A 13,347-nucleotide genomic window follows, 5' to 3' on the forward strand; every position below is an offset into this window, starting at 1 on the left:
ATATATAAATTAAAATCTATTTCTAATGTTTATTAATTATTACTTTTACATTTCAATTACATACTTGCTATCAAATGATTTAAAACCAGTTAATTCTTCAAGAGACTTTCCCCTTAACAATTCACGAGTTATTCTTTTTCCATCTTCAACAGAAGGTTGGTTGAATGCGTTTATTTCAAGGAGTTCACCCATAAATGCAGTTTGCATCTCATACATGTATATTAGTTTTCCAAGAGTATATTCATTTAATTCATCTATTATAATAGAAACATTTGGGATATTCTTTGAAGTTAATGAAGCCTCAGTTCCTTCCTGTTCTGAGTTTATGAGCTCCGATAATTTATGAGCGTTTAAATAATTTGAGCTTTTAATGGTTAAGTCATGTCTGAATTCATCTACCTTTAAGAATGTGATTACCTTATCCCTTGGTCCATCTAAATAAAGTTGGAGTTGAGAGTGCTGGTCTTTTGCTCCAACAGATACAATAGGAGTCTGCCCCTTTCCATCCTTTCCAAGGCTTTCTGCCCATAACTGCCTATACCACATACCAAATTTATGCAGTCTTTCAATATATGGCATAAGAACAGAAATTGTCTTTCCTTTATTGTATAGTATATAATGAATTACGGCATTCATAAGGGCAGGATTTTTAAAAATATCCTCATTTTTGCATAATTCATCCATTTCTCTTGCCCCTTTTACTAGCATTTCAATGTTTATGCCCATACATGACAGGGGAGCCAGCCCAACAGCAGATAATACTGAAAACCTTCCACCTACATTTTCAGGAATATCAAAAAGCATGTACCCCTCCTTCTCAGCAATATCTCGTAGCATTCCCCCATTGGCAACCACAATAATATTTTTATTACAATTTCCAACTTTATCTATTAAACGGTCCCTAACAATCAAAAAATTTGCAAGTGTTTCAGCAGTATTTCCTGATTTGCTTATTGCAAATACAAGTGTTTTTTCTAAATCAACCAAATTAAGAATTTCAAATGTTTTTTCTGGGTCAGAATTGTCTAAAAAATAAACTTTTTTGCTGGTTTTACGTTCATTGTAATAAATTCCTTTGACACCTTCATATACCATCTGAGCTCCTAAAACAGAACCGCCCATTCCAATAATTATAATATACTCAAAATCTTTTGAATATTTTTTTAGCATAGTATACGGGCGTAAATCCTGATGAACTAAATCCATAAATCCCAATTCTTTATTTTTATATTTTTCCAGTAATCCATTATATGATTTGTTTATTTTATCCATTATATTTTCAATGTCTGTTGATGATACCCCTTCGTTACCTACTGTTTCTTCTATGACATTTGTATATTTAAATAAACATTTACCTTTCATTATTCCCCTCTAATCTTTGCATCTAGATTATTTTTAATATACATATTTAATAGCAATTCCAAAACTAAAATATCATATTATTTAACAATATGTTTTGAGAATCTCAATTTTAAGCGCTTTTACTTGTATTATTATATAAGATATAATATAAATATTTTAATACCACATGTTAAATTTGATTGATATCATATAGGGATTAGAAATAATGTTTATATATGGCTCCACCATAGAGTGCTTTATATTTATCTGCACTATCGTTATTTTGCCAGCTTAGATTTTTGTAGACGTGGTTATGGCAGTTTTTCATTAATGCTGTTAGAGGACCATCTTTCTCATAAGGACCTTCTGGGCAGTTAATATGCCTATAAGTTATAAACAAACATATTTCTTTTAATCTATAAAACGTCCAGTTCAAAGCATGCTCAATTCCCCATTTTAAACCATATTTGTCATAATTTTTAAATAAAATGCCGGTTGCTTTATCAAAGTTGGGATTAGTTAAGGGGTCGGGGTTTAATGGTATAATCGTATCCACCAACCCTCCAACTTCCCTCGCTATTACAGGTGTGCAATATGCCATAGATTCCATCTGGGTTAATCCACAGGGTTCCCAAACTGATGGTACAATTGTCCAATCACTTCCTGCATAAATAAGGGAGGTTAATGGAGGACAATGGCCCACTAATGAAATAACCTTCCCATTGTATCTTTCAGCCAAATCCTTCATACCGTCTTCTATGTGTTTTTCACCTTTTGAAAGCATGATTAATCTTATATCATGTTCTTCAAATAACTCGGGAAATGCTTCAAATATTATGTCAAATCCTTTTTGATATGTTGCACGTCCAACAAATCCTATTAATGGAGTAGTTACATCACCGCCTTTTATATTGCCATAAATTTCAACATCTGTTCCTGAAATTCCACTTTTATCCATACTATTCCAGTCATCAACATATTTTTTTAAATTTTCAGAATTGTAAAACCATGCATATTTTATCTTTGGTTTTACAATATTGGCATCGTCTATGCCATAATCACATATAAAGGCATATTTTCTCGGGTCTAATTTGTTATCTGATAAAGACATCATCTGTTTTATCATATTGCCTGAATTAAATATTTCAATGTCTATACCATTTAATATTCCATGAAATGGTTTTATATTACTTTGTTCCTTTATAAATTCAATTGATTTTATTTCTTCTGCATGAGTTGGGCTTACAGTGTTAAAAGCATCACTAAAATATATTCCCAAATCTAAAAAAGACATTGTTAAGCCCTTATATTCCTTAATGGGACCTTTAAATGCTTCATTGTGTATTGTGATGGTGGTTGGTAAATCGAGTTTTTCATGACATTTTGCTATTGCAAGGCCACAAGGCCAGTCATGACCCGAAACACAATCTACATTGTCAAATTTATCCAAATATGCTACTACTAAATCCGCAAATAAATCATACTTTAATGGGTCCCACGTATCCAATTCATTGAAGTTTTTGTTGCTAAATGCGATTATATCCACACCAGTATTTGGATGCCTTGTTTTTATAACTTCGAATTTAAAGCTCGTCCCCTGGTATTTTATATCCAATGTAGTTATTTTTTCATGAGGGAGATTCGAAATTTTGTTATTATGGTCGTAGGTTATAATTACTACTTCATTACCTCTATGTTTTAAAAATTTTGGCAAGTCCTGCATTACATCCCCCAAGCCCCCAATAGACGTCAAAGGTGCTATGGTCGGCGTCAATATTGCCACTTTCAAAAATATCACCTTTATAATTACATTAATATTTACATTAATAACAAAATTATATATGTTATTAGCATTATAAAAATTATGTGTCAATAACACATATCAAATATATACATGAATCAAATATACATTAGAGAAATAAAAATAAATAAAAATAAGTAGTGTTAATAATTAAGTGATAATATGAAAATAGCCATGATAACTTGGGAATATCCGCCAATTATGGTGGGAGGATTATCGGTTCATTGTAAGGGTCTTGCTGAGGCACTTGTTAGGGCGGGGCATAGTGTCGATGTAATTACAATGGGTTATGATTTACCTGAATATGAGAATATAAACGGAGTGAATATACACCGTGTAAAACCAATAGGGCATAGTCATTTTCTAACATGGATTAATTTCATGGCACATTTCATGGAAAAAAAATTAGGTTCATTAGGAATACATAACTATGATGTAATACACTGTCATGACTGGATGACTCATTTTGTAGGTAGCAATATAAAACATCTTTTTAACAAACCATATATTCAATCCATTCATAGCACAGAACAGGGAAGATGCGGTGGAATTCATTCTGAAGATTCAAGGGCAATAAACGACATAGAATGGTGGAGCACCTATGAATCCCATGCAGTGATTACAGTTAGCAATTCAATAAAAGAAGAAATATGTTCAACATTTAATACTCCTTGGGATAAAGTAAATGTAATATATAATGGAATAAACCCTTGGGAATTTGACATACCAATGAGTGATAATGAAAAAAATGATTTTAGGATACATATTGGAGTTCAACCTCATGAAAAAATGATATTGTTTGTTGGAAGGCTGGTTTATCAGAAAGGCGTGGAATATCTAATAAGAGCATTTCCCAAGATTCTTGAACAGCATCCCGATTCAAAAATGGTAATAGCAGGTTCGGGGGATATGCGAGGATATTTGGAAGATTTGGCATTTCAGCTTGGATGTAGGGATAATATAATATTTTTAGGATTTGTTGGAGGGGATATGCTGAAAAAGCTTTTTAAATCTGCGGATGTAACCGTCATTCCATCAGTTTATGAACCCTTTGGGATTGTGGCACTTGAATCTATGGCAGCCGGAGCTCCTGTGGTTGCAAGTGGTGTTGGAGGTTTAAGAGAGATTATCCAGCATGAATATAATGGAGTTACTGTATATCCTGAAAATCCAGATTCTATTGCATGGGGTGTTAATAGGGTTCTTTCAGATTGGGGATTTAAAGAATGGATTGTAAATAATGCAAAGCATGATGCATATACAAAATACAGTTGGGACGCCATAGCAAACAGCACAGTTGAAGTTTATAACAAGGTGATAGACTCTATAAAATAAATAAAAAAATATTAAATAATATATATGATAAATTAATATGTTTATATATTGTGTTAAATTATGAGGTGGGAATATGGAAGATATGTGGTTAAAAATAGGCGAGGCTGCTGGTAAGATTTATCACCTATTAGAAGACGGTGAAAAAAATATTACAAAATTAAAAGAATCTCTTAGGAGCGAGGGGTATAATGAAACTATTATTGTTATGGCAATAGGATGGCTTGCAAGGGAGGATAATATAATTATTATAAGGGATGGGAGAAAATGGATAATAAGATTAAAAAATGGATAAATTCTATTTCATTTACTTTCGGTATCTAATTATTTATATATGTATAAAGTGGTAATATGGTAGGAATTATAGGAAATGGAAAATCTCTTGCAAAATTGGATGATGTGGGGTCTATTGAATATATATTCTTTCCACATTTGGGTTTTGAAAAACATATCTTTGACTCTGCATTTGCAATATATTGTGATGGCGAATTAAAATGGCACTGGGATTACTCATGGAAAATCAGTCAAGGATATTTAAAAGATACAAATATTTTAAAAACCACATATGAAGATGAGAACTTTTTAGTAAGTTCTATGGATTATATTTCAATATCTCACAATATCCTAGTTAAACAGATATCCATTCTCAACAGAACAGAAGAAAAAAAGCATTTAAAATTATTTTTCTATGAAAATTTAAGGATGGGAGAATATCCAAAAGAGAATACTGTTAAATTTTTAAAGAATAATAATTGTTTAATTAAATACGATGGAAAATATATTTGTTGTATGGGAAGTGGTAAAAACATATCATCATATCAATGTGGTTTGAGGTCGTCTGAAAGTAGTGCCTATAATGATATTGAAAATGGTGTTTTAAAAGAACAGGATACTGCCAAAGGATTAATTACCGATAGTGCATTATGTTGGGAGATTGAATTAAATCCCTTCCAAGAAGTAGTTATTCCCATATATATACTAATGGCGGAATATAACGACAACTACTATGATATTATGAACTTAATAGACACATTAAAAGTAGTTGCTAAAAATAATGAAGATATGTATAATCTCTCCCTAACTTATTGGAAAACCCTCGTTCAAGATACTGTCAATAATTTATCTACAACGAAATGTGCAAATCTAAATGTCGAGAGACGGAAAAAATACATCGATACATGTAAAAGGTCTTTACTAACAATATTTATGTTGTGTAATCACGATGGGGGCATAATAGCTTCACCATCATTATATCCCGATTACAGATATGTATGGAATAGAGATGCAAGCTATATGTCTGTTGCATTGGATTTATGCGGCTTATCCCCTATGAGCGAAAAATATTTCGACTGGTGCAAAAAAACCCAAAATAGCGATGGGTCATGGATTCAAAATTATTATATTGATGGAAAACCTCGATTAACTGCAATGCAAAATGACCAAGTTGGCACTACAATTTGGGCAGCTCTGGTTCATTATAGGATTACACATAACAAATTATTTTTAAAAAGACATTGGAATATGATTAAAAAAGCTGCAAATTATTTAGCTAAAACTGTGGAACCTCCATCTCCATGCTATGATTTATGGGAAGAAAAATATGGGGTGTTTTCATACACAATTGGGGCAACATATGGTGGTTTAAAATCTGCCTGCAATATTATGAATATATTAGAAAAAGAATGCGAATATAAAATGACCAATGACGATAAAAAATGTTTTAAACAGTGGAGCTCAGCTATCGAATCATTAAAAAATAATGTTAATAAATTTTATTTAAAGGAAGAAAATAGGTTTGCAAAATCAATAACTCCACTGGATAAAACAATTGACACCAGCATATTGGGATTAAGCTTCCCCTATGATTTAGTTCCAGCAGACGACCCAAGAATGATAGCGACAGCATTGCAGATTGAAAATGCATTTAACTATAAAATCGGGGGAATTGGAAGATATCCAGAAGATGTATATTTTGGAGGCAATCCATGGATAATAACTACCTTGTGGTTATATATGTATTATAAAAGGCTAATTAAATTATTGTCAAAAGATATAAATCAGAGATTTTCCAGACCTGGATTTGTAGAATATATAGGGGACTGCGAAAAACTACAATCATCTCGAAAAGATGAGCGAAATGATGATGTGAATGTGAATGTGGATGATGTTGTTCAATCTTTAAATAATATCCAAAGCGTGAATATGACAAAAAAGGACCTTATTAAACACTGTCATAAAAAATGCGACGAGCTATTTAACTGGGCATTGAAGCATCAATATAATGGACTATCTCCTGAGCAAATTCACAAAGACCTCGGAGCTCCCATATCGGCAATTCCCCTTGGTTGGTCACATGCTGCCATAATAATGGCAATTCACAGCAATGATTATGATATTTTAATTCCATAATAAAATAAATATTTTCATCAATGAAGCGAATATATAAAATCATTTAAATTTATATTTTCTCACTTTTTGGAAATCTGCAAAATCAATAGTATATATTACTTCGCAACATAAATAAAAAAATAAAAAATAAGGGGATAAAATGTTAATTTCATTTAATTTTGAGGTGCATCAGCCCCATAGATTAAAAAAAACGGTTGATGGACACAGTAAAAATATATGGGATAGGTATGTTGATGTTGAATTAAACAAAGAGATATTCAATAGAGTAGCAAATAAATGTTATATTCCTGCAAATAGGACAATTTTGGATTTAATAGATGAGTATGACATTAAAGTGGCATACAGCATTACAGGCGTATTTCTTGAACAGGCCATGGAATTTAATAATGAGGTTTTAGATTTATTTAAAGAGCTCGTAAAAACAGGGAATGTTGAACTTATTGGGGAAACCTACTATCATTCACTTTCAAGTCTCTTTGAAAATCATGATGAATTTAAAGAGGATATTGAAAAACATAAGAAGATTATCAAAGAACTATTTGGATACAAAACTGAGGTTTTTAGAAATACTGAATTAATGTATAATAATAATATAGCTGAAACCGTTAAGGAATTGGGATTTAAAGGGATATTTACAGAAGGTGCCGATAGAATACTTGATTGGAGGTCTCCAAATTATGTATATAACGCTCCATGTGGATTGAATGTCCTTTTAAGAAACTATAAATTAAGCGATGATATTGGATTCAGATTCTCATGTCCAGATTGGAATGAATATCCTTTAACTGCTGATAAATATGCATCATGGTTGGCGAGCTCCCCTGGTGATTGTATAAATATATATATCGATTATGAAACCTTTGGAGAACACCAATGGAAAGAAACTGGGATTTTTGAGTTTTTAAAATATCTTCCTGCGGAAATTGAAAAATATCATAATCTTGAATATGCAAAACCTTCTGAAATAATTGACAGATGCACACCGAGGGGGGAAATAGATGTCTTTGAATTCTCAACATTATCGTGGGCAGACTCTGAAAGAGATGTGAGTGCATGGTTAGGCAACAGGATGCAGAAGCTTTCATTTGAGAGATTAAAAGATATTAGGCAATACCTTGGAAGATACATATCATCGAAATATGCTAAACATGGGGGCAATGTTCAAGATGATGAAATAATGGAATATAAATTATATAAAAACCTTCAAACAAGTGATAATTTTTACTATCAATGCACAAAGGGATTTAACGATATGGATGTGCATTCTTATTTTAGCCATTTTGAAACTCCTTATGATGCTTATGCCACTTATATGGATATTCTTTATGATTTTAAAAATCATTTAATAGTCAGTCAAATTTTGGACAAATATGTTAAAAAAATTGAAAGTTTGAACTTGGAGATAAAAACATTAAAAGAAAATGACCGGTATAAAAATGAGAATATGGCATTGACTAATGAAATAGAGAATTTAAGAAGTAAATTAAAATTATTGGAAAAGGACATAAATAATAAAAACAAAGATATTCAAAAACTAAAAAATGAAAATAGTAAATTAATTAATGAAATCATAATGTTAAACTCAAAAGCTCCCAATAACTCGAAGAGTAAAAAAATAAAAAAAAATAATATAGAGGAGCCAAACTTAAAAGATATAGAAGATAAACCTAATGAAAAAGAAAAAAAACATAATCTTGACGAATTTATAATTGGCTCATAATAGTGTATTAATATCTATAATACCTAATTTATAACACCCAATTTATAGAACATACTAAATTTTAAGAGGATAACTATGGATGATGAATTTAAAAAAAATCTTGAAAAATTTAAAAAGATGGCAAAATCTAAGAATAGCACCAGCAGCGAAAAACCACAAGTTATTGTTGTAGGACGCTCTAATGTTGGAAAATCCACACTTGTGAGGTTAATTACTAAAAAAAATGTTAGAGTCGGGAAAAAACCTGGTGTAACCTTAAAAATAAATAAATACGACATGGGAAATTATATTTTAGTTGATTTACCGGGATTTGGATTTATGACGGGTCTTGATGAAAATGTTCAAGATAAAATAAAAGATGAAATTGTAAAATACATTGAAGACAATAAGGAAAAAATCGCCTGCTCCATAATATTAATAGATGCAAAGGCATTCCCGGAAATAGTTGATAGATGGGATAAACGGGATGAGATACCCATAGATATTGAAATGTTTGATTTTTTAAACGAACTGGAATTAAATCCCATAATTTTAATAAACAAAATGGACAAGATAAAAAAGAATCAGTGGGATGAACATCTGGATAATGTAGTTGAATTATTTGGTTATCCCGCACCTTGGAGACAGTGGCTCGATGTTGTAGTTATTGGCATTCTAAAAGATGGAGAGGGATTAAAAGATATCCTTCATAAAATAAATCATCATGTGGAATCATATCGACGAAAAAAATAAAAAAAGATTAACCAAATATAATTAGTCCAGAAGTTGCAAAAACTTTATATATTATATTAACATAATGAGGTTTAACTAATTTTTATATTCAAAATGCGAAAAATAAAATCCTATTTTATAATTAAAAATGAAATTAAACACGATTATGGAGGAATAATTATGGCACTAAGACCTGGTAGATGTTATAGAGGAGTAGATAAACCAGCATACACAAGAAAGGAATATGTAAGAGGAGTTCCACAACCAAAAGTTGTTCATTATGTAATGGGTAATACAAGTGTGGAATTCCCAGTGGAAGTGCATTTAATAGTTAAAGATGATGTTCAGATAAGACACAACGCATTGGAATCCGCAAGGATTGTAGGAAACAAATACACACAAAACAAATGTGGTAAATTAGGTTACAAATTCCAGATAAGAGTATATCCACACCAAATATTAAGAGAAAACAAAATGGCAGCAGGAGCAGGAGCGGACAGGATTTCCGATGGGATGAGATTGGCATTTGGAAAACCTATTGGAACAGCTGCAAGAGTAAGAAAAGGTCAAAAAATCATTACAATTTCAACAACTCCTGAAAAAGTAAATGATGCTAAGGAAGCTCTAAGAAGATGTGCTATGAAAATGCCTGTAAAATGTAAAATAGAAATAGGAAAAGGAGCAGAATTAGTTAAGAACTAAATAAACTTATTAAATTTTTTTTCTTTTTTTAAAAAATTTAATTGATTTTAATAATTTAAGATAATATTTGTAATTTATTCATCATCGGGGATTTCAGCCCTAATGAATTCATCTTTATTTTTCTTTAAACTTATCGTGGCATCTATTCCCATTTTTGCCGTCAATTTATTTTTATGGTCTCCTGATGGGTCCAGTGAGGAACCTTTTGCGTCGCTTATAATAAGTATATCTTTATCAGCTTGAACTCTTGTGGCAATGGCAAACTCCACATCCTTTGGGTCATAGATGTTTATGTCATCATCTACAATCACCACATGTTTTAAACTTGGATGGGAAGCAAGTGCCGCAAGTATGGCATTTTTTCCATCTCCTTCTGTTTTCTTCTCAATTGACACTACGGCGTGAAGCCAGCAACATCCCCCTTCTGTTAATACCACATTCTTTACCGATGGAACGGTGTTTCTAATGCCCTTATACATTCTCGGCTCCTGAGGTAATCCCATTAAAATTTTATGCTCCACTCCGCCGGGGAGTAGGGCGTGGAATATGGCATCTTTTTTTCTTTTCAATGCCGTTATTTTTATTACAGGCTGTTTTCTAATTGTATCGTAGGTTCCAGTAATATCTACAAAAGGACCTTCATCGTCCATTTCTGCGGTTATTTTTCCTTCAATAATAAATTCGCCCGCAGGGACTTCTAAATCTACGGTATCGCATTTAATCAGTTTTAGTGGCTCATTCATTAATGCAGAGGCATATTTCAATTCATTAAAAGTTATATCTCCTGATGTAGATGCTGCCAAAAGCACAGCTGGATGAGCTCCGATAACTATTGCCACATCCACATCCCCATCCTTAATGTTTTTGTTGTAGATGTAATGTAAATGTCTCTGTTCTACCATTCTAATTACTAAATGATTGTCCTTAATTAAAATTCTATGGATGGATGCGTTTATCCCATAATCCTTATCTTTAACTATTACAACTCCTGATGTAAGGTAAGGTCCTGCATCTTTTTCGTAGTAGGTTGGTATAGGGTATTCATTTATTTTGTCCAAATCATCATTTACATACTGTTCCTTTAAGCTATTATCTACTATTAGCTCCCCATTTTTCTCATTATCCATGGCATTTAACATGTGTTTCATTAAATCATTTACTTCTATTCCCAAGCTTTTTGCTATCACTTCCCTATTACACAGATTTCCTATAACTTCATATCCATTTACATTTTTTATATATACGGGCTTTCCATCATATTTCTTTAAAATCTTTGTTATCCCATATTTTTTATTTGCTGACTCTATCTCAATTTTATCTATTGAATCAACCAAGTCCCTTATCATAACATTCACCTTCTTATTTTATCTTTCTTTATCTTTTCTTTCTAGCAATTTCTTTTTCTATCTTTTCACCGGTATCTTTTAATCTACTTGATACACTTCTCGGCACATTGCCATATTCCGATAGTATTTTTGCAATACCGCTTGATAACAAAAATATGGCGTATGTATGTTCAGATTTTGTTCTATGTATATGATGGGGGTATATCTTCAATGCATCGTAATTTACAAAATATTCATCAATTGAATTACCAAATTTTTTTGTTAAATTCTTTCTCATATATACTAAAAGTTGATGTAATTGGATGAGCTCATCCTTATGCATGCAATCACCTAAGGTATGAAATATATTTCATGATAAATAAATTAAATAAACTAAATAAATTAAAATTTTGCAAATAAGTATGTAAAATTAGAAAGAGAGTTATGTCTGGTTAAAATTATCGTATGAAAAAATCCTTAAATTTGCAGGTTTTTTTGCAATATTTATTTCCTTCCCAATCATTACAGAAGTGTTTTCATAAAATAAATCAACTATTTTTTGAGTGATAGGGACATCAGATATAAAAAAATTAATATTTTGATTAGCATATTCATTCTCATTTAATTCGTTAATAGATTTAATCTCTTCAAATCCGTCTCCTATTATTTTTACTTTATTAGTCCCTAAAATTTCCTCCATTGACGATTTAATATAATTCAACTGTCCAACATAGTCATCAGTTTTGAATATTTCATACGACATCCGATTATCTGAATCACCGTCTTTTTTGTCGTCATTATGGGTTTCTTTTATCTCTTCTTCGTTTTTTAGCTCAGATAATACCTCTGATTCGTTTAGCTGAGATACATCGCTTATGCACTCCGATATTCCTGTCATTTTTTCCTTATTATATATGCCACTTGCCAAATCATCCATTGTCTGCGTATCATTTATTGCCTTATTTATTACAGTGCTATAATTGTTTATGACATGACCTTTGTTGGCATTTAATTGAATATACTGTTCAATTGGAATCTTTGACCGTAAATATTTTACAACCTCTTTTTTAGACAAATCTTCCACTTCCTTTCCGTGGGGAGCTCTTGCAATATAATCTATATCACATGTTTGAAGAGCCTCTTTTAATATAAGCTCCCCTCCCCTATCTCCATCAGTAAATATCGTCGTGGTTTTTTTCCTTGAAAGTTCCATTATGGTTTTTGGAATTGATGTCCCTTCAACAGCTATAACATTTTTTATACCACATCTTAAAAGATTGATAACATCTGCCCTACCTTCCACTACAATTATAGCATCTGAATTATCAATATTTGGTCCAGCTGGAAGTTTCTCCTCCCCATATTCAATTATTTCTTCAGTTCTGATATACTCCTTTATCTCTTCCGTAATTTCATATGTATCAACCATATTATCTATGAGTGTTTTTAGGAGCTCCTTTGCCCTATTTGTAATATACTGTCTCTTTTTAATACGAATATCCTCGACATTCACCACCCTAACAGTAGCTAAACAAGGCCCCACCCTATCGATTGTTTCCAATGTTGCCGCAAGTATTGCAGTTTCAACCTTATCCAAACTGGATGGTAGTATTATTTTTGCATATGATTTCCCATTTGTATTATCTAACTCCACATCTATTCTCCCAATTCTCCCACTTTTTTGAAGGTCCCTTAAATCAAGGTCGCTACTTAGGAGACCTTCCGTTTGTCCAAATATTGCTCCAATAATATCGTGCTTTTCAACATATCCATTTGCCATGAGTTCTGCATAAATAATATATTTTGTTGTGCCTAATTCCATCATAATAAACCCTCCAAAATTTAATCCCTACCTGTCTCACAATATTATAAAATTAATAATGATATTAAATAATTAATAAATGATATAAATTTTATAAATATAATTTGTTATTTTACATATAAATATAGTATGGTTTAGGTATGTTCTTCTTCTTTTAACCTCTCATAATGTGCAATATATGCAA

Annotated in this window: 11 protein-coding genes; 6 read left to right on the forward strand and 5 right to left on the reverse strand. The window is 31.5% G+C overall.

Annotated elements, in window-relative coordinates:
• Positions 1-45: 45 nt before the first annotated feature.
• Both pgi and Mjas_RS08465 read right to left on the reverse strand, forming a co-directional pair.
• A complete protein-coding gene (pgi, locus tag Mjas_RS08460; protein WP_421077717.1) occupies positions 46-1,362 on the reverse strand; it encodes a glucose-6-phosphate isomerase in 1,317 nt (438 codons plus the stop codon).
• Positions 1,363-1,558: 196 nt separating this feature from the next.
• Positions 1,559-3,130 carry a glycogen synthase gene (locus tag Mjas_RS08465; RefSeq protein ID WP_421077718.1) on the reverse strand — a complete coding sequence of 524 codons (1,572 nt, stop codon included), beginning with the start codon at positions 3,128-3,130 and terminating at the stop codon, positions 1,559-1,561.
• A 174-nt stretch (positions 3,131-3,304) separates the two neighbouring features.
• Here Mjas_RS08465 and Mjas_RS08470 point away from each other — a divergent pair, with 174 nt between their 5' ends.
• The 6 genes from Mjas_RS08470 (at position 3,305) to rplJ (ending at position 10,016) form a co-directional block, all read left to right on the forward strand.
• Entirely contained in the window at positions 3,305-4,477 is a 1,173-nt protein-coding gene (locus Mjas_RS08470; protein WP_421077719.1) for a glycosyltransferase family 4 protein, read from the forward strand.
• A 73-nt stretch (positions 4,478-4,550) separates the two neighbouring features.
• Complete coding sequence (locus Mjas_RS08475) at positions 4,551-4,769, forward strand: winged helix-turn-helix domain-containing protein (RefSeq protein WP_421077720.1); 219 nt, start codon at positions 4,551-4,553, stop codon at positions 4,767-4,769.
• A gap of 56 nt (positions 4,770-4,825) precedes the next feature.
• The gene (locus Mjas_RS08480; RefSeq protein WP_421077721.1) at positions 4,826-6,883 is read left to right on the forward strand and encodes a glycoside hydrolase family 15 protein; all 2,058 of its coding nucleotides are present in this window, start codon (positions 4,826-4,828) and stop codon (positions 6,881-6,883) included.
• A 139-nt stretch (positions 6,884-7,022) separates the two neighbouring features.
• Entirely contained in the window at positions 7,023-8,603 is a 1,581-nt protein-coding gene (locus Mjas_RS08485; RefSeq protein WP_421077722.1) for a polysaccharide deacetylase family protein, read from the forward strand.
• A 75-nt stretch (positions 8,604-8,678) separates the two neighbouring features.
• Positions 8,679-9,335 carry a GTP-binding protein EngB gene (engB, locus tag Mjas_RS08490; RefSeq protein ID WP_421077723.1) on the forward strand — a complete coding sequence of 219 codons (657 nt, stop codon included), beginning with the start codon at positions 8,679-8,681 and terminating at the stop codon, positions 9,333-9,335.
• A gap of 159 nt (positions 9,336-9,494) precedes the next feature.
• Positions 9,495-10,016 (forward strand): 50S ribosomal protein L16, encoded by a 522-nt coding sequence (gene rplJ / locus Mjas_RS08495; protein WP_292461022.1) that lies wholly within the window; start codon positions 9,495-9,497, stop codon positions 10,014-10,016.
• Positions 10,017-10,090: 74 nt separating this feature from the next.
• Here the strand turns inward: rplJ and Mjas_RS08500 are convergent, their stop codons facing one another.
• From Mjas_RS08500 to dnaG, 3 genes are all read right to left on the reverse strand, one after another.
• Positions 10,091-11,362, reverse strand: coding sequence for a UbiD family decarboxylase (locus Mjas_RS08500; RefSeq protein ID WP_421077724.1), 1,272 nt, complete (start codon positions 11,360-11,362; stop codon positions 10,091-10,093).
• A 28-nt stretch (positions 11,363-11,390) separates the two neighbouring features.
• The gene (locus tag Mjas_RS08505; RefSeq protein WP_421077725.1) at positions 11,391-11,684 is read right to left on the reverse strand and encodes a UPF0058 family protein; all 294 of its coding nucleotides are present in this window, start codon (positions 11,682-11,684) and stop codon (positions 11,391-11,393) included.
• Between the two features lie 99 nt (positions 11,685-11,783).
• The gene (dnaG, locus tag Mjas_RS08510) at positions 11,784-13,163 is read right to left on the reverse strand and encodes a DNA primase DnaG (RefSeq protein ID WP_421078615.1); all 1,380 of its coding nucleotides are present in this window, start codon (positions 13,161-13,163) and stop codon (positions 11,784-11,786) included.
• Positions 13,164-13,347 lie beyond the last annotated feature (184 nt).

Source organism: Methanothermococcus jasoni, from assembly GCF_049075655.1.
In the GTDB taxonomy this organism is placed as follows: domain Archaea; phylum AGJL01; class Methanococci; order Methanococcales; family Methanococcaceae; genus Methanofervidicoccus.